General features: G+C 40.6%; 12 protein-coding genes. 4 read left to right on the top strand and 8 right to left on the bottom strand.

Annotated features, from left to right (window positions below; all coding sequences use genetic code 11):
- The first annotated feature begins 92 nt into the window (after nt 1-92).
- Both A7985_RS03795 and A7985_RS03790 read left to right on the top strand, forming a co-directional pair.
- Nucleotides 93-989: a LysR family transcriptional regulator gene (locus A7985_RS03795; RefSeq protein WP_065789071.1), complete on the top strand. Its 897-nt coding sequence runs from the start codon at nt 93-95 to the stop codon at nt 987-989.
- Between the two features lie 245 nt (nt 990-1,234).
- Nucleotides 1,235-2,755, top strand: coding sequence for a hypothetical protein (locus A7985_RS03790; RefSeq protein ID WP_141685258.1), 1,521 nt, complete (start codon nt 1,235-1,237; stop codon nt 2,753-2,755).
- Between the two features lie 124 nt (nt 2,756-2,879).
- Here A7985_RS03790 and A7985_RS03785 read toward each other — a convergent pair whose 3' ends face one another.
- Complete coding sequence (locus A7985_RS03785; protein ID WP_065789069.1) at nt 2,880-3,305, bottom strand: hypothetical protein; 426 nt, start codon at nt 3,303-3,305, stop codon at nt 2,880-2,882.
- A gap of 838 nt (nt 3,306-4,143) precedes the next feature.
- Here A7985_RS03785 and A7985_RS03780 point away from each other — a divergent pair.
- Nucleotides 4,144-5,817 (top strand): methyl-accepting chemotaxis protein, encoded by a 1,674-nt coding sequence (locus A7985_RS03780; protein ID WP_176716676.1) that lies wholly within the window; start codon nt 4,144-4,146, stop codon nt 5,815-5,817.
- 150 nt (nt 5,818-5,967) lie between these two features.
- Nucleotides 5,968-6,828, top strand: a complete 861-nt coding sequence (locus A7985_RS03775; RefSeq protein WP_065789067.1) for a tetratricopeptide repeat protein — start codon at nt 5,968-5,970, stop codon at nt 6,826-6,828.
- 465 nt (nt 6,829-7,293) lie between these two features.
- Here the strand turns inward: A7985_RS03775 and A7985_RS03765 are convergent, their stop codons facing one another.
- The 7 genes from A7985_RS03765 to A7985_RS03735 all read right to left on the bottom strand — a co-directional run bounded on the left by A7985_RS03765 (nt 7,294) and on the right by A7985_RS03735 (nt 19,853).
- The gene (locus A7985_RS03765) at nt 7,294-7,479 is read right to left on the bottom strand and encodes a YqaE/Pmp3 family membrane protein (RefSeq protein ID WP_063373621.1); all 186 of its coding nucleotides are present in this window, start codon (nt 7,477-7,479) and stop codon (nt 7,294-7,296) included.
- Nucleotides 7,480-7,720: 241 nt separating this feature from the next.
- Nucleotides 7,721-8,587, bottom strand: a complete 867-nt coding sequence (locus A7985_RS03760; protein WP_065789065.1) for a mechanosensitive ion channel domain-containing protein — start codon at nt 8,585-8,587, stop codon at nt 7,721-7,723.
- Complete coding sequence (locus tag A7985_RS03755; protein WP_065789064.1) at nt 8,587-9,336, bottom strand: hypothetical protein; 750 nt, start codon at nt 9,334-9,336, stop codon at nt 8,587-8,589. The genes A7985_RS03760 and A7985_RS03755 overlap by 1 nt, the downstream gene beginning before the upstream one ends.
- On the bottom strand, nt 9,330-9,713 hold the full coding sequence (locus tag A7985_RS03750) for a hypothetical protein (protein WP_065789063.1): 384 nt from the start codon (nt 9,711-9,713) through the stop codon (nt 9,330-9,332). The genes A7985_RS03755 and A7985_RS03750 overlap by 7 nt, the downstream gene beginning before the upstream one ends.
- Nucleotides 9,703-13,761: a non-ribosomal peptide synthetase gene (locus A7985_RS03745; RefSeq protein ID WP_065789062.1), complete on the bottom strand. Its 4,059-nt coding sequence runs from the start codon at nt 13,759-13,761 to the stop codon at nt 9,703-9,705. The genes A7985_RS03750 and A7985_RS03745 overlap by 11 nt, the downstream gene beginning before the upstream one ends.
- A 12-nt stretch (nt 13,762-13,773) precedes the next feature.
- Nucleotides 13,774-16,131, bottom strand: coding sequence for a TonB-dependent receptor plug domain-containing protein (locus tag A7985_RS03740; RefSeq protein WP_065789061.1), 2,358 nt, complete (start codon nt 16,129-16,131; stop codon nt 13,774-13,776).
- Nucleotides 16,128-19,853 (bottom strand): TIR domain-containing protein, encoded by a 3,726-nt coding sequence (locus tag A7985_RS03735; RefSeq protein ID WP_065789060.1) that lies wholly within the window; start codon nt 19,851-19,853, stop codon nt 16,128-16,130. Before A7985_RS03735 ends, A7985_RS03740 begins: the two co-directional genes overlap by 4 nt.
- Nucleotides 19,854-19,894: the final 41 nt, after the last annotated feature.

The raw sequence follows: 19,894 nt of genomic DNA, 5'->3' as shown, positions 1-19,894 counted from the left end.
CAAGCTCAGTCTACGTTACACAATTAATAATGATTAGATCGTAAAAATGTAATAGATTAGTAGCTAGTAACTAACAATTATATTCATTACGCATGAACGGTTCTACATTCAATCAACTCGTGACATTTCATACCATTGCTCAAGAAGGCAGTATCGCAAAAGCTGCTCGTAAACTGGAGATAGCCTCACCGTCCGTTAGCAACGCTTTAAAAGCGTTAGAAACCGAACTTGGACTGCCACTTTTTACGCGCACAACGAGAAGAATTGAACTCACTGAAGCTGGCAAACAACTATTTGAGCGCACCTATCACACAGTACAGCAGCTCACTGGCGCCGTTGAAGGTATCAGCGAGCTAAGCAAAGACCCATCTGGTAAAGTACGCTTAACTACGCCAAGGTTTGTATATCAGAGTTTGCTCAGGCCGGTTTATGCTGAGTTTTGTAAACGCTACCCTAATATCGAACTAGAAATTTCTATCTCGGATGCCACTGTTGATATATTGCAAGACGGTTTCGATTTAGGGATAAGATTTGGAGAGCGTGTTCAAGAAGGTATGGTTGCAAAGCGGCTCACCACACCAATGAAAGAGGCGCTTTTTGCCTCACAAGGCTACATCGAGACGTATGGTAACCCCGATACACCACATGACTTAAAACAGCATAAGTTAATTCAATATCGCTTTATTTCATCTAATCAATTGGCTCCTTTATTACTTGATAATCAGGGTGAAACACTGCCAGTTGATATGCCACACTCACTGATAGTCAACGACACAGATTTAATGCTAGATGCGGCGCTGAGCGGACTGGGCATCGGTCGTATTGTTGCGCCGATGGTGCAAGATTATTTCGATTCTAAGCAACTCGTCCCTGTATTGACAAATTACTGGTACCCATACTCTCCCTTATACTTATACTTTCACCAAAATACACAAAAAGCGAAACGGGTCAGAGTGCTAATAGACTATCTCGTTGAAAAGCTGACGTAATAAAGTGTAATACCATCATTTGTACCTATGTTTAAAAATAGGCATGGATTTATTTTTGTATTTTTTGGAATAAAAACATGCTTAGCATATCGCCCCAAAACACTGCTACGGGCTTTGAAACCCAACGAATTGCAAAAGATTCTCTCATTAGACTTACACAAATTAGCACCCTTTGTTTTACCGGGCTTCGAAATGAAAGCGTCTTAACTGCGATTCGAAAAAATCCTGTTCACTATGGAAGCTATGTGAGCAACTCTGTCGGTAAGTACTTGGCTCTTCACAACGGCGCAGTGCTCACTTCCACAGTGCTGCGACTCTCAATAAACTGTGGTTTTGCGAATAATAACGTGCTTTGTAATATCGACGCACATATTGATTCATTACCCGATAGAATGAAGGCTCTATTTGCTCGACTTGAGCACAAGGTTGAACTGATACCACAATCGACGACTTATATTAACTTTGAAAACCTAGTTTGCAGTGGCTTTAAACGTATAGATAACATCCTTGCGCTAGACAAAGAGCAGGATGCAGAGCGGATTATTGATGAGATAACTAAGCTGATCGAGCATGTAAAAACGCTTAGTCTGCAACTATTTGACAGCGAGTCACACCTATTTGACGAGTTAATAACGCTTTCGAGAGATGTGTTTTATGATGACGTGAGCATGCAAGCGATGGTGATAAGTTTGCTCTACTATCAATGTTCTACATCCTGGATGAAGGAATTAATAGCGGAACTTTTAGTCATAAAGGCGAATGAACAGGAACAAATTCAGTCCTTAAGAATTAAAAAAATTTATGACAAATCAATCACGGATTCACATTTCCACGACATTAAAACGCGCACTGTAGAAAGGTTGTTGGCAGAAATACATAAGCAAATACGTCTCTACCAAGGATACTTTAAGAGCCTAGAACACGCTTCTGTCGAGGCAATATTAAACAACGACCGAAAAAATAACATTGTAATCACATGCACTGGCTTACCCAGCTATTTCAAATCGCATTTCTTGCTTGCAGAGCGCCTATCGCTTCATACACATGAATTGTGTAAAGCGCAATTCTCAAAAGACGATGGATTGATGGGCTTTATCCACCATAACAACTTAGTTAACAACATTGCCCCAACGCCTCAAGGAACCGCAAAATTCATTACTCAGCTCACTGACAGATACCCAAACTATGAATTTTTCATCGTCATAGGCCCCTTAAATAATCGCAACACCTCCTTTTTTAAACTTGGTAAAAAGTACACATCATGCCAATTTAAAAATGTCGCAATTGGCAACTCAAAAAAACACGTGTGTATTATGGCAATTCATAAGCACAGCCTACACAATTATCATGTCCGATATGCGAGTTGGGAAATTGAAAAAAGGGAGTTACGCCAAAATATCATAGCTCATAATGCGTACTCGAGATTGCTCGGGCGTTTAATTGAACAAGACCCCAATTACCACGAAGACTTTTCCATCGGCTATGGATTAACTGCTGGTTCTTTAAATAACTATTTAGGTCTGATTGTTACTGATAAAAATGGCGAAATAAGTTATGAAAGCGAAGTGATAAAGACTAGGCCGATTACAAATCAAGGAGTTAGCTCTCAGCTATACCCCACCAATTCCTGTTTTTATTTTAGCGTAAGCGCTGGCCTAAAAGTAACAACGGGCGCACTCGTAAAAGTGTCTAGTACAGGAAATAGGGTCTACACCCCATGTATTCACGTATACCCTATTACAGAACATACATACGCAAGTTCATAATAAGAGAGCACCATCGTCCAATGAATGGATTTACAGTAAATAAAAAGCCCCTATTAAGTGGGGCTACTGGGCATAGTTTTATCAAGGCGGACTGTTCACAACCTATTGAAAACAAAAACCGTGTTTATTGTGCGTCTTCATTTTCTAAAGGGTTTGGGCCACCGCCACTATACCAAAACTCACCTGTTGCACAGGCGTTGGCATTTTCCCACGTTCCGTCAGTGTATAATACGCGCGTTACACAAGCTTCTACAGAACCATATGTTACATTACGAGCAACCGTGTAAAAACAGGAAGTATTACCATTACATCTCCAGCTACCAGAGCTGCCTCCATAAGACCAAGTGACATCTGCAATTGATTTACTGGATTTTAATTTGAAGTAGACACCCGCGTCTGGGACATTTGTTCGGCTGTAGCAAAAGTTAGGTGTTAAAGTTTGCTGAGTGGGTGTGCCACTTATTAAGCACTCAACAACGAGATCTTGTGCAGAAGCAGAAGCACTTGCCAAACCTAAACCTAAAACGGCCGCTATTGTATATTTATTCATTTAAATTTCCTTTTATTATTTTATTAGTACTGCCGTGCATCAATGTGTCATTCCATAAACCCCGTGTCAACAATTGAATAACAAACCATTAAAGTCGTTTTTTTAAAGGTATCTCCGACTCACGCCTATTTTTAGTATCCACCAAAAAGAAATAAAGTTTTATCGAACTTGGATAGAATTCGATTATTTTATTACATAATATAAACATAGTTAGACCGTACTCTGACATGGAGATAAGTAATAATATGAAAATTCACCTTAGTATTTATTAACTAATTTATTTCCCCGAAGCACATTCATTCTAAATATTCAACTATCCTCAATAAGTAGCTCTGGCATTAGACTAAATTTTATGGATTTTTTTATTCTTTTTTAAGATTTAAATAGCCGGAACTATATAAATTTAATATTAAAAACGTGTGTTTGCTTAACAATTTAAGATTGGTGAAAGGAAAAGCGCCTCTGGTGCGCGTAGCTCAAAACCAAGAAATAAACTTTTTCACCATAATAAGAGTGAGTTACCCTATTTCGCCATGCCTCCTTACTATCAGTGCACCTTTATAACTTTAATCACTAACCTTTTGAATTAATTTGATATTATAGCGTTGTTTTTCGCCATTTAATAACTGTTGATAATTTATAGATTACTTAATCAACACTTATTTTGACTCTCTTGGCAGCAGTTGAACCTTCACGACACTGAGTTAACACCGAGACTCAACCTCATTGGACAAATAAATAGGTTTCAATCACGCTTAAGTATCAGCAATTGGTTTGTTTGTACTATGCTTTCTTTAGAGTTTTACAAAAAGTGATTACCATAATGAAAAGTCAGTCCATGACCAAACGTTTTGTGCTGCCGCTGGGGTTAATGATGGTCGTCGTCGCCATTTTGGTCGCCACCACTTTACCTTCCATTATTAAATCAACGATGCTACAAATTACCTCAGATGATGCAGTTGTGACTGTCAATCAATTCAAAACACTCCGAGGTTACTATACAAAAAACGTCATTTCTAAAGCCAAAGCTTTTGGTATGTCTCCACATTTTGAGCACCGAAATGATAAAAATGCACTTCCGTTGCCTGCAACATTAATTCACGAACTAAGCGAGTTAATTTCTCAGTCAGGAACCAAAGTGCAATTGTACAGTGAGTACCCGTTTCCAAATCGTAAGCAGAGGCAGCTAGATTCATTTCAAAAAGAAGCATGGAACTTCCTGACCGAAAACCCCAAAAAAGTATACTCCAAACTTTACGATGCAAACGGTAGTCAATATTTAAGAATTGCTGTCGCAGACACTATGCAAGCGCAAGCATGCGTAAACTGTCACAACACGCACCCCCTCACTCCCAGAGCAAACTGGAAGCTTGGCGATGTTAGAGGAGTGCTTGAAGTAACAAAACCACTCGACAACGTTACCGAATTAACATCCAACATCAGAAACTATATTTTAATTGGTGCATGTTTCGTATTAATCCTCATGATAGTAACGCTTGTCACTATGTTTGAACGTTTTGTACTGCGTCGAACTAAAAAGCTAGAAGACTCTTTAGCCAATCTCGCCTCTGGGCAAAGCGACTTAACCAAATTTATTGAAGTAGACGATGACGATGAAATAGGAAATGTTGCAATTCAATTTAATCATTTTCAGGGGAAATTTAAGTCACTGATCGAATCGATAATAGAAACAGCCAATCATCTTGAGGTATCAGTTAATAATGTGCGAGATGCGACCAGTACGATACATACGAAAATTCAAGAGCAAGAAGCGCAAACACAATCAATCGCTTCAGCCATTAATGAAGTGACAGTGAGCATCAAAGATATATCCAATAATGCTGATCAAGCTGCTCAGAGCACAAATGAAACCGACAAAAACTTGATCTCAGCGAGTAAACAAATGGAGCACTCGGTAGAAAACATCAACTCCCTATCTCAGGTCATGTCAGAATCAGTTACTGTAATTACAAACTTAAGCTCCGAAAGCAAAGAAATAGGTGTGGTGCTGGACGTTATTAAATCGATTGCGGAACAAACCAACCTACTCGCTCTTAACGCTGCGATAGAAGCCGCAAGAGCTGGTGAGCAAGGACGAGGTTTCGCGGTGGTCGCAGATGAAGTAAGAGCTTTGGCGCATAGAACGCAGCAGTCTATCGATCAAATTCAAGGCACAGTGGATGCACTTCAACGTATGGGCAGCGAAGCCGTAGATAAAGTAGTAAATGGCAACACGCTAACAGATGAAACTCGCGATGAAGTAAGAGAAGTTTCCGAACAACTTAAGCAGGCAATGGAACTTGAGCATGACGCGAATGCAGCCGTTGATAATATTGCCCAAGCCATGGTACAACAGTCAGATGCATCGTTGGAAATGGATAATAATATTATCCGCCTGAGAGACTTAGCCACGGACTCAATCGCTGAGCTAGACAAAGTCATCACCATGCTCGAAACAGTCAATAAAGACAGTATCCAACTTACCGAAGAGTTGTCTCGCTTTAAACTTTAAGCGAGACAACGCCATTAAAAATGCACTTATTGACCAGTTTCTTAACACCGACTTTTGCATGATACTGAGCAAAAGGCATATAAAGGCTCGATACCGGACTTGTTTCTGCGTGTTTGCGCCAGCAACTCTTACCCACATAAAAAGAGAAAAATGCGAACACTAATTATCGTTATATTGTTTTTAACGCCCTGTGTGCCCGATTCAATTGCAGCGACTCAAGACCTCAGTTTAAAAACAGTTGAGGAACTAAAGTCTGATGATTCTGAGTATTCCAATTTAGTTATGGGCATGTATTACGAATTTGGCTACATGGTGGAGCAGGACTTTAACAAAGCAAAATCACATTATGAAAATTCCAAGCATCCTTTTTCTTTTAATCGGTTGGGCTTTTTGTACAATTCTGGATATGGTGTAGAGATTGATTTCAGAAAAGCCAATCAGTATTACAATAAATTTAAGAACTCTGATCATAAAGCAGTGCCTGAGTTTCTATTAGTCTTAGAAAAAGCACATAAAAACAATACACTGCCAGTTGTCTTATACACGAATTATATGCAAGACGAAGGCCTTTGGAGTTGTGACTTTGCGACAAACCGACTAGAAGATCTAAGCTCAACAGGAAATGTATGGGCTTTATATCAGCTTGGCCACACTTACTCTTCAAGTTCAAGTGTCGAGTGCAAAACAGCCGACAATTTAAAAGCAAAGAATTATTACCACCGTGCAGCCGAGCAAGGACACCCACAATCAATGAACAATCTTTCGGTGATACTCGAAGCTCTGCATGGCAATTTACTTGCTAATAGGCCACTGATGGAAGAATCTATTTTCTGGCTCAGAAAAGCAGCCGATACTGGTGTCGCTTTGTCACAAGCTAATCTAGGATTTGAGTATATGCAACTTGCCGGAAGGCTAGACCATGACCCGAATAAAGGCCTATATTGGCTCACTGAGGCGCTAAATCAAGGTAACTCAAGAGCTAAATTTTTACTTGGCCTATCCTATTTATAGGTTCCTGAAATAGAAAACATTGATAAAGGAATTGGGTATTTGTTAGAAGCTGCTGACGATGGTGAGTGCAAAGCTGATTATGAATTAGGCCGGTACTATTTGTTTTTAAACGACGATAATCTATTAAGTCAGTACTTTTGGTTTTTAAACACTCACTTGAGCAAAGCCAAGTATCACTATAATAATTCTATGGAAAGTGGATGCGATGATTTTGAAAACTTAGCGTCCAGATTTAAGTGAGAACGAAAGCGCCTCCAGCTTACTTTCAGCGCCGTAACCAATATTAGTTTTAACACTTCCCCGTTTTTTAGCGCACTGTTACCACTGCAAAAAATAAACATAGCAATGTCCGCAAACCACAGTGATAAACAGTGCGACCTAAATAGTTCATCTAACGCTGCGCACTCACCAGTTTCAAATAACTAGCCTCCATGGTGTTAAAAATCAAGGGAGTTCAAATTGCTTTTAGTCGCCCGTTTTATTAGTAACAACCAACCAAATCGCGTGGATCATACCTGGCAGCCCACCAAGTAAGGTCAAAACAATATTAATAAAAAAGTGCGCACTAAACCCTACCTGCAAAAAAGCACCGATCGGAGGTAGGAAAATAGCAAAAATTAAGTTCACTATGCTGATATTATTTGAGCTCATATTTAACTCTCTAGAATAATTAAACAAATCTAAAATGAAGTTTGGCATTGATACCGCCAACCTTTATCGTCACTTTTTTCACTACTGTAGCAAAACGTCGAAACTCTTTACTGCAGAATCTCAGATACATATCGTCAATCAGATATTGCTACGGTTTAAAGATAGTCTAATTATAGAAGATTGCTTAGTTGCAAATTTTCAAACTCGCTACCTATGAATAACAAATAACCACCCTAAATAACTAGTCCAACTCAGAGTTTGAAAGGCTAATGTGTTCTTTGGCGCAAATCAGTAACATCGCGCGATATAGCTCGCTTTTGAACACCGACTCATTTCGAGCCAGTGCAACATGAACTAACGCGCTAATCTCAATATTCTCTTTGTTTTGCTTAAAATGAATTTTAATCGGTTCGCTCAAATCCACATACCTAGAGTTTTGCAGCTCATTCCATAGACGCCGCTCAAAACGTTGCAATTTATCCGCATCTAAGTAACTCGCTAAAAAGAATGGAATTTCACAAGGTGAGTTTGCACTGCCTGCGGTTGCACATGAAAATTGCATATGCCACATATCCGCTGTGGGAAAGGTAACAACATACCCATTGGATTGTTTAAGCTTTGTGTGAAAGCTGTCCAAGCTAATCAACTCTCCCTTACACTCTGCGATTTTCATTACATCACCAACTTGAACCGTTTTATTAAAGCCAGTCAATACTTTAAAAGCAAACCCAGATAGTAGAGATTTGAGTGCGTCCGTGCCAACAAAGGTTAACCAAAAAAACATTAATAAGAATGAGATAGTTAAACTATCTATAATATCTTTTGATTCTTTGCTTACAAAATAAGCGATAACACATAAGACAACCGGTAAACCAAAGAGCTGGCAAATAAACACCCAAGCCTGTAATTTTGTAAACTGTCGATGCGGCTCTAGCTCATTCGCATGAGACAACAGCCGATGTTCAGACAGTCCTGCTTTTGCTCTTTTTGTCTTGCGCCGAGTTTTGAAAAGCGTAAATAACGCTAACACTGCTAACTGACTCACCACCAAGAGAATTAGATAGATGACGACATACATGTTTTGGAAATACTGGATTAATTCCGCCATTATACCCACCGCTGCGATAACTGCATTAGGTCAACACCGAGCTTTGCCCGCACAAAAAACACAGCTATGGGGATATACACCTGTTCAATGGTTACTAAGCCACATGACACCGTGACAACGCCCGTGTCTTGCAGGGTAAAGAGCAAAGCTTTTAAACCTGAATCAGATCCGCCTAACACCTTTAGTATTTCCTTTTCCTGCATAGGGCATGAAAAAGTGAGTAACGCCAGTAATGCAAGTTCATTGCGTGCAGAGTCGCGTTCAAGAATTTTCCGCAGCTTTAAGTATGGCGCGACCAGCACCTTTTGCTCACAGTTAACTTCCCTCCCTTTCGACTCGAACAATACCAAGCTATTAATCGCTTTTTGCCAAGTCAAAAATCGAGATTTATGCTTAGTTTTTATTTCTGTATGAAACATCAGGTCAAGGTTTTTCGCGTGTGCCAGAAAAGCAAAAATAAAAATATTCACTCTCACTTTAATACTTACCCCATCCCGGTTAGAAATCAGCTTAAGCCCGAGTAAGAAATCTTTGATGGGGCCAAAGCCTGCTTCATAGCGCTTAAATAGGGGGTCAACAGATGATATATCAAGCCGCTTTGATGCGGGTAACGAACTTGCTAGCGCTTCTAAATAGCCAATCCTCTTTTGTTCTTTGTGCTTTAGGGCGTGCTGATGCAAAGAACAAGCATCAATTGCGCCGCTAACATGTAAATGGTCAAACCCTGTTACTAATTCAACTTTCAACATACCAACGGCTCTTTGCAATCAAAAAATGCGTCTAAACTATTTGGCAGTTGTGTTAACCATTTAGCTCCGTTATCTTCAACGAGTTTGCCGACAGCTCTAATCGATTTAAGTTGATGATTCGTTATCTGTTCAATGCCTTGGTCTTCTGCGAAGCAGAAAATGGTTTTTTCAGGGTGTTTATTTGAGCAGTCCACCAGCTTAGGTAGGGTTGGAGGAATATGTCTGTTTGCTAGCTCTTCTGGTAAATAGACAAACAAGTATAAATCCGGGGCCAGCTCTAAGTTGTTATCAACAAAAGCGCAATTGACCTTTTTTGCACTGTAAAACAGCCTTTCAATTACTACGCTTTCCCTATTCGCATAAATCTCAATGTGCATCGCCACAATCCTTATTTTCTCTCATTAGAAACTGGTCTATAAATTGACCTATCGCCCTGATATACGGCTCATTCATTAATTCGTAGTGACTTGTATCTATATACTTTTTGATACATGTTTGTTCTGTCCACTCTGACCATCGATCATGTAAAAGCAGGCCCAGCTCAGGGGTATCATTGATTTCTTTTAGTAAAACTTGTTGTTGAGTACTAATTTGTAAAATGGGGCAATTAACTTTTTTTCCCTTAATCTGACTTTTCCAATGAAACTGGTAATAGGCACTGATGCGATTTTCCAGCGCAGTCAATGGCAGCCCTGAGCTTTTTAATTCCTCACACACTTTGGCCTTGAGAGAATCACGCATGTTACTGATTTTGCTTGGTAAACACTTAAATTGCTGAGTGTGAATATACGCATCAATCAAAATTAAACTTTTAATCTCTACACCTCGCGCTTTTAATTCTTGTGCAACTTGCATTGCAAGATTTCCGCCCCCTGAAAATCCCAATAAGTGAATATCCCCCTGTGATAGTCGAATCACATCATCACAGTAGATGTTAATAATATCGCCACATGACTCCAGAAAGTGAAAAGCGATGATTGAAAATTTGGGTTGCGCTTTAGCCAGATTTTGGTAGCAAAACCCCAAACCTGAAGCTGGTGGAAAACAAAACAAGGGCGGCAGCTGATGAGAGTTATATTTTATATATCGAGCTCGATTTACATCACTAAAGTGTAATTTACTGATGCTCTCTAACCTCCTGTCTGGAGTCAGCACCTCTAATTCTATTTGCCACCCCAAATGAGATTTTAACTCGGCTGCTAATAGAATGATGCTCACCGAATCTGCACCTAAGTCTTCGAGAGTCTGATCGGCAGTTGGTGTTGTTGTTAGATTAAATACTCGCCTGACTACCTCATAGAAATTTATGACCATATGACTATGCGGCTCGTCATTAGTGCGCGCAATATGCATACTTAATAAAGCGGCGCGATTAATTTTACCGCTTTCCAGTGTTGGAAAGTCTTCAACACAGTAATATGCTTTAGGTATCATGTGATCAGGTAATTTAAATCTAATTAGCTTTTTTATCTCCTCCATATTTAAAGACGCAACATTGTTAACCGCGCGATTTAAAATGAATACCACAATGTGCGAGCCTAAGTGTGAACTTGTGGTCACCACCTTGAACATATCGAATGGTAATATTTCAGCAAATACCGTGTTTAATTCAGATAGATCGACTCGCTGTCCGTGCACTTTTATTTGATCATCTATTCGCCCTTCAATCACGAACTCGTCTGAATCTGTTTGATAAGCTAAATCGCCAGTTAAGTACAACTGGGCTTGCATGTTGTACGGGTGCGTACAAAAGGGGTTTTGGTTAAGCCCATGTGCTTTAATATAGCCCCGCATTAATCCAATCCCGCCAATTGCAAGTTGTCCAAGCTCTCCTTTTGTAACCTCTTTATACTGCTCATTTAACACGTATAGCTCCACCCCTTTATGGGCGCGTCCAACTGTAATACGGTCATGAACATCAAGATCTTGCAAGTAGCTCTGAGATACATCTATCGTCGTTTCGGTCGGGCCATAATTATTAACTAGACAGAGTTTATTCTTTACATCAGACTGCTTGAACAGTTCTATCGTGTCTCGTTGAATAGCCTCTCCTCCAACACGAATTCTCGTCAACACACTGAGCTGATTTTCGTAATTGTAATTTCGTACATAAGTTAAAAATGCATGTAATTGACTAGGAACCATCAATATCTCACCAATATTGTATTCACTGATATAGTGGATAACCTTGTCTGGATTACTACGCGCTTCTTCAGGGATGATAACTAGAAAGCTACTTGAGTAAATCCAGCCAAATAGTTCCCAAATTGCGCCATCAAACTGTGGTGTCGTTAGCTGCAAATACCCTTGCGTGGGACGAATAGGATCTCTTAATTGTTTTTGATACAACCGATGATGCAAGCCAAAGTCTTCAATCATTACCCCTTTTGCTTTACTACTTGAGCCTGAGGTATAGCAGATATAAGCCAAACTTTTTGGCGTTCTCACACATGGTAGGTTTTGTTTGGCTAAGTAATTGTCCAATGTAAGGCTTTCTATGCAAAGCCTCGGATAAATAAAGCTATTTTCGTGTTCTTTGTCTGTTAGTAGCAATGCCGCTGAACACTCAGATAACCGAGTATAAGCCTCTTGGACTTGTAACTTATCGCCTGAATTAAGAGAAATAAACGCGCCACCCGATTTTAAAACCCCCAAAATCGCTGCAATAAGCGCAATGCTTGGAGACGCACAAATAGCGACTATACAATCTTGTCCGATATTGTGTTCATAGCGAAGACAGTGAGCAATCCTATTCACTTGTGCATTCAATGACGCGTAAGATATTTTTTCGTTTTTAAAAATAAGAGCGGTTCTATTCGGTGCAGCGTCAACGACTGTCTCAAACTGCTCAACGATCCCAGTTACTTTATAATTAGCATCGCTTTGCATGCCAAAGGAAGATGGCCAAGGTACTGTATAATTAGATGCGGATTTTAAATCACACTTACCACTTTGAGAGCTTGGCCACTGTATCACAGCAAACATGGAATTTAGCGCTATTTTGACTCCAGCCTTTTGCAATATATGTTGCTGGATGTCCCTCGGGGTTACCTTGCCTTCATTAATGGCGTTGACCTGCACAAATACATGTATTGCTGTATGTGCTTCTGGGTTAGTATGCGCGATCACTCTTACGTCATCTTCACTGAGTAAGGGCTCTAAACTTCTTGCAAGGTGGTCTAGATTGATAATTTTTCCACTCACTTTCACTTGACGATCGGCCCTACCACAGAACACCAAATGACCATCCTCTAAGCGCTTTACAAGATCTCCCGTTTTATAGGTACGCTTACCCGAAAGCCAATTGGTTTTAAAGGCCTTATTGGTCTCTTCTTCTAGTCCAACATACCCAAGTGCAACTTGCTCTCCAGCAATGTAGAGCTCTCCAATATCGCCATCTCTAACAGGACATCCATTGACATCCAATATAAATAACGTATCCCTGTAAATTGGTTTTCCAATCGGTACTGATTGGGTATTTGTATGTGCTTGAGATAAACAATCGAAATGCGTTACTTCTATCGTTGCTTCTGTTGGACCGTAAAGATTAATAAGCGATACGTCATTTTTACCGAATATGCGTATAAATGTGTTGACCAGACTACTAGGTAAAACCTCGCCGCCAACAAGGACCCGCTGAAGGGAGGCCAATTCATCAATATGTACAAATTTATCTATGTACGTTACCAGTGCAAATAAAAAGCTCGGTACCACACTGATTTCCTTAAGCTTGAGTTGACTAATTTTTTTACACAGGATATCAGGTCGTTTTTCTTCGCCATCAGAGAGAATGAAAAGTGCATTCTTAGAAAAGAGAAAGCCAAATAACTCTCTGATAGATACATCAAAACTTAGTGGTGCTTTAAGCAACTCGATACTACCGCTTGCTACCGGATAAACAGTCGTTTTCCACGCAAGGTGTCTATACATCGAATCATACTTAACCATCACCCCTTTCGGCTCGCCGGTAGAGCCTGAAGTGAATAAAATATAGGCCAAGTCGCCAAAACGATATGGTTCACATTTACTTAGGGGTTTTGCCATTTTTTGCTCTTTGGCCAATTCGACGGTAGTACTTCCAATCATCCTAAATTTGGGCGGTTTATCGCTGACAAATACTTTGCACTGGGCCTTCTTAAGCCTGCTGTTGATAGCGCTGTGTGACAGCTGCCTATCTATGGGCACAAACACCGCTCGAATACTAACCAAAGCGAGAATACTCACAACCAAATCAACATTTCGAGGCTGACAGACCGCTACCTTATCTTGTGCTTTAATGCCTTTCTCTAAAAACCAGACCGCTCTATTATTGACTTTTTGCCACAGCGCTTCATTGCTGTAGGATTGACAGTCATCCCTAATCGCCAACTCTGTTGGGAACTCAATAGCTCGATACCTCAAGCGCTCCACCAAATTTCTAAACATTGGCCATACTCCTTAAAGCTGATATTTAAATGACATGAAAATTTGTCTAGGCTCGGCAGGAAAACCTTGCTCTAACCAAGCATTATTTGACGTTATTGGGTAACGGTGATCTGTATTAAATAAGTTTTTTACACCAAATTGCGCAGATACTGGTGTGCCCCAAATTTTAGATTTGGTAAAGGCGGTATCCACTAGCCAGACCTTTCGCGTATAAGGGCGTTCTGGATTGATGTATTTGCAACTGGCTTGTGGATTACACTCAGAAAAGCTGTTGTACATCCGATCTATCAGCCTAAGAGACAAACCGCCACTTAGCTCATCTGTGAATGTTTTTCCAATTTTCAATTGTGCCAATCTATGAGGCGAAGCTGGTATTTGCAGGTCTATTCGAAAGTCTTCAGTTCGATAGTAATTAAAACCTACTCTGGCAAACAGTCTGTTCCAGGTGATTTCAGCAGCCACTTCGATCCCTTTACTTGCACCAGTGCGAGCAAAGCTTTTCAGTCCTTGACGAACAATTAGGTTATTTAGTTTGCTGTAATAAATACCTAACTGAGAGTTAATTGCCAAATCAATAGAGTCGTCATTAAATTGATTCAAATAGATAAACTCAACTGATTTCACTTTTTCACGCGTAAATGGGTCAATAGATTCTGACTCAATCGCATCTGCATTTTGACCAAATGAAGGGTTTCGTGCACCAACGCCATAAATGACTTTATAAACAGAGTCTGAGTTACTTAGATAAATAAGCGCAGCCTTAGGGGTATACTCGGTCGCCAGCGCTGCCACATCAGCTTTTTTCTCATAAACCGATAAAGGCACTTTTGAGTGAGTTGAAGACTTACAAATTTCAATCGCATTTTTGCAACCAAACACCATTTGGTAACCCGATACACGCTCAGCTCGCACGCCAAGGTCTATCAACCATTTGTCATCGAAGCGATAGTCAAACTGAAAAAACAAAGAGTGAGTATCTAGCGTATCGTCGTGATCAAGCGCAATGTACCTATCTATCACGCTGGGCACTTCGGTTCCGATATCAAAAGTTGTATGTAAATCTAATGCTCGACGACTTTGTCCACCAAATCGGACGTTTACTGGTAAGTGAAAGAGTTTGTCTCCATTAATAGAGAGGTCCCATTCAAGCTGCATTGCTTTTGAGCGGTAACTTGCAAAGCCGTATGTGACTCCACCCGCGGAATAGTCTTGCATTGAGTTATGAGAATAATAACCAAAAGTCACCTTTGTTTGGGCGGCGCCATCCCACCAAGGATGCCTGTAACTCATACTTAGATTAGAGCCATTTATATCTGCGTACTGACGGCCAGAAAGTCTTCCGAAATGCTCCGATGCAAACCTTAAATCCGCTAAAATCCCTTTTTTAGATTGGGAGAGGTTGGCAGTCAGCACCAAATTTTTTCTGTAGTTTGACGAAATCCCCAAAAAGAAAGATTGCCCAGACAGTGAACCTCCATATTCAGAAGCAAACTCATTACCAGTGTTCAAACTTTTTGTATCAAACTTTCCCGCTTCAAAGCTTGCGCCAAAGGTAAGGGTATGATTAGTATTTCCCTCATATGAAAGCTTAGCCGCAAACCTACTATCGCTTTCATTGTTCAATGAGAACCCGACTTGATCAATGCTCGCGTCATTCAACTCACTTGAATCTGTACGCGTTATGATATTGATTGTTCCCAAAAGCGCTTGATTACCGTAAGTCACAGACATTGGGCCGCGCACAACCTCAACTCGAGTTATAGCTGGGACAGGTATATCAATGCGCGAAAGGGGGAATTGCCCCCAATAATCTTCGTATTGGGTAACACCATTTATCATGATCAGAAGCCCATTATTTACCCCACTACTCACATATCCACGCACACCGACATTAGGGCCAGAGCCAGTCCAACTATATTCTTCAACGAGATATAACCCTGATATGTGATTGAGCACTTCTTTGATAGTTTGATAACCAAATTTGTTGATTTCAGCTTGCGTGATTACAATTGCGCTTGCGGGTGTGCTCGCTAACGTTTGATCTGTCTTACCACCTGTCGAGAGAAAGCTATTTAACGACCCTGTATCTTGAAATTCATAGGGCTCTAAAGAGACGTAAATTAATTTGTTGCTGGGTACTGAACGGATTTCACTGTCGAATCCTTGCAGCGAAAAAGTAAGTTGATCGCTGGCAATGGCATCTATTGAAAATGCGCCGTATTCATTTGTGAATGACACCGCGCCATTGCGCACATTGATAACTTTTACTTCATTTAACCACTCTTCGCTCAAAGCATTGGTAACTTTGCCAATAACCTTGGCTTGACTCAAGTTTGCCCATAAAAGAAAAAGTATTGCCATAAACTTCATAAATCATGTACTCCTTGTCGTAATTTCTTTTCTGCATGTGCAACTAAATAATCGATATTCAGGGGTAATGGGACTATGAGGCCACTGTCAGTGCCCAAATAAATAAAAGATCCGGATTCACTTTCGACATGAGTCGCACTGTGCACCCAGCTTGAGTGCTGTACTTCAATCGGCGTTCGATTCGAAAGATTAGCGCCAAATGGCCAGAACTTAACTGTACCGCCGACACCTGTACTTATCATTTGCTGCATAGTCGGAACATAAAAAGCGTCGGAGATAGGATGCTCATGTGCCTTGCCTCGCCTTGAGAGTGACACCTTATTTGGCTCGACAATAAAGCTGCTGAATACACTTTTGGAATCAACAAACACGAGTCGATTGGCAACAAACTCTGCGTGAGAAATGTATGCTTGATGAGGTGAGCGCCAAATTTCTTCATAGCGCCCTTCTTTTTTCAACCAAAGAATCAGGTCGTCTTGCGATTGAGCAAAGATGTATTTCATATCACGACTAGCAAACAAGGCGTGTGCACCTTTAAATGTATATTGCTCAATCTTTGCGTTGTTTTGTCCAATGCGAGATAACGTATTACCGCTTTGAACCCAAGTTTTCTGTTTCTCAATATGCAGGATTTTTTCAACATCAATATTTGTAGCAATTGATACCAGTGTCCACTTTCCCCTACTCTTTGTTATTTCATAAATCTTTCCATTATCTCCGAGGATCAGCATTCTGCCTTGTGCAGACTTCAATTGCGTCGCTTTGAACTCAAGTTGATGGTCAAATAATTTTTTAACTTGGCGTTCATTCTCCAATAGGTGAGCGATTAAACGCCCTCCCCGATCAACACTTAATAACATTCTTTTTCGTGATGAATAAGTAAGATGATCTATCGGCTCAGAATGCACATCGATTGATACAAGTTGCGGTTTTATCTCTCTATACAGCAAGTTATAGAGTGTGTTGTGTCTTACATCAGCATTCAAATTAATCAACTGACGATATGCTTTAATTGCCAGAGAAAGCCTTTCTTCACCTTCATTTTGAATTTGCGCTTGATATATCAAGGCTTCAATTTCTGCTACTCGCTTTAAACGCAGTGCCTTGGCCGCTTGGGTTTGCGCATCTTGCTGATGTAGAAGCGCAGCTTGCTTCGCTTCTTCTGCCTCACGCTTTAATGTGAGAGCAAGGTTTCTTTGTTTCTGGGCATTGTCCTTTTCTTGTTCCGCTCTGAGCTTTTGTCTATTGGCCAATTCTGTTTTAGCCAGTGCCAATTGGGTTTTTTCCTGAGCTTTTAAGCGCGCTTTCTCCGCCTGTTTCGCTAATGCATTGGCTTCCTTCGTTTTCTTTTCGAGCGCCAAATTTTTAAGCTGAATTGCTTGCGTTTGCTGTTTTGCAATGCGACCGTCTTGGATAGCATTTATCCCAAGAAACAAAGAAATGAAACATAAAAATAAAGACAAAGCTGAAAATACTTTTAGTCTGTACTTGTTTTTTCGCTCGCTTTTCTTTACTTGCTCAACAAAGGATTTGCTGTGATTAATGAAGTGAATTAAATTTTCTGGCGGTTGCGGCTCGCTTACGTGGGTTAATGCGCCATCTAACCAAGCGCTGGCCAGAATTGATTCGGTGTTACCTAACAGAAACTCGTCAGTACACTTTTGTTCTTTCCAAAAATGTAGCTTTTGTGACCAGTAACGATAAGACTCTAGATATTCGGTGTTTCCACTGATTTTTGCTAACAAATGCGTGAGGGATACTTCTAGAAGTTCATCAACTTCAAAAGCGGTGTCAACGTGCTCAAGGTAAGCTTCGTGGTAACTCGCATTTCTAAAACGCTTTAGCTTTATATAGGTGATCGGTTTGCCTAATCCGCCCGCGATACATAGTAACTTGTTAACATACTCGGATAAGTGCCGTGGCAAAATAACAATCACGCGACACGAAGAGGTAATCATCTCTGTATATTGAGTCTCAGTTAGTTCATTGTAATCCTCTTGAGTAAAGTGAACAGTTTTATCCAACTCGGTCAGACGGCGCTTGAGGCGCTGTGCAAAATGGCTATCTTCAACATCGGCACAAATGAAGATGTCTACACAGTTGTCAGCTCTTTGCTCAACTGCCTGAGCGCTATAATCAACAAAGTCAATCAGACACCTTGGTGCGCCATAACAGTTTCGAGCCTGAGCTATGGCCAAGAATTGCTGATAATCAATCAGCTCATTGTGAGTTAATAAAATACCATTACTTTTACGCTCCTCCCACTGTACAGCTCTGCAAAACAAACGATTTCGTAATGTTAGATACTCCTTGTCTTGCTCAAGGTAGTGTAATAGCAGGTCACATAACGCCTGTTCACTCGCCTTACCATCGAATCGAATAATTTGACCTAAATCAGAGCCTTTTTCAGGAGAGAGGTTCTCAAGTAGAGTAAAGCTCACTTTATCATTGCTGCTCACATACTCTCTTACATACTTCCAAGCAGAGGTGTGCGTTGCACCATCACTTGCAAGTACAACAATAAACGTTGCGGTGCCCAGTCGCCGATATAAGAGTTGGTCCAAAGAGCTGCTCTGTACATTGTCTAGCGTCTCTGTAACGGTGACATAGCCCTGCTGGATTAGTAGGTGGCATAACGTGTTCACGCGCTCTTGATCACATGAGTGATGGACCAAGCAAATATCAGACATTTCATCTTGATGATAGAGCCTAGACGCATTGATAAAACAGGTGTGCTCCACAAGTGGATACACTTCCAATTCTTTTGTTCGTTTCAGCTGCGCCAACCAGTTGCACGCATTGAGCATTGCTTTTCCGTAAAGTAAGTCTTCATGTCCTTTCAGGGAGCTAACCCATCTATCAGCGTGTAATAGCAATTCACAATGCGGGTGCAGTAATTCTGTATGTTGGTTTAATGCACTGACTAACAAAGAGAGTGTTTGAGTGTATGTCCGGTTGCAGTGAAACATCATCCAGTTGAGCTTTTGAAGTTTTTCAGGAATATCGCTTTCACTCGCGCCCATATCCATATGGTGGATTGGTATAATTCGCTTATTCAGTGCTAACGCAGTCTGAATTTCACGCTGGCAATATTCCGAGTTAACCGAGTGCGGTGACAAAATAAAGCAAAAGTTATGAGAGTATCGGATCCCTTCATCAATCTTTTGTTGGAATTCAACTGCAATGGCAATATTTTCAGTATCAAGCCAAACTTTATAACCTTGGTCTATCAGTGATTGCCTTAGCTGAACTGCGAATTCTTTACTATGTCTTCGGCCATAAGAGATAAACACATCATATATGTCATTTTCAGTCTCTGGCGGTGTAATTTGTGCGGCTTGGTGAAAAAAATCAGCAATCTCTTCAAGTGACTTAAGCCATACTGCTCCATTCCCTTCAACCAAATGACCGATATCCTCAAGTACAGTAAGTTGTTGGGCGGTAAAGCTTTGATCACCATCTTCTTCTAAATAGCAGTATATTGTGCGATCTGTGCGTTTATATGATGTGTCGACAACTTCGGCGAGGGCAAATAAGCCTTCAATTTTTGGCGTGATCACAAACAGACAAAAGTCAGCCGTTTCACGCGCGATTAACTCTCTCTCGTAACACTGCTCATCCCAGTGATCGACCACCGGGTTAAAATAGTCCACTGCCAAGTGCGGAATAAGTTTGTCGCGCCAAGTAGACTGATTACACGTGCCCCCGAGAAAAATTATCATGTAAACGCCTTTTATATTAATTGCCAAAACCCATATTGATT

The sequence above is a fragment of the Pseudoalteromonas luteoviolacea genome, assembly GCF_001696455.1.
In the GTDB taxonomy this organism is placed as follows: domain Bacteria; phylum Pseudomonadota; class Gammaproteobacteria; order Enterobacterales; family Alteromonadaceae; genus Pseudoalteromonas; species Pseudoalteromonas luteoviolacea_C.
Note: the sequence above shows the minus strand (reverse complement) of the source record. Positions and strands in the feature narration are given on the sequence as shown.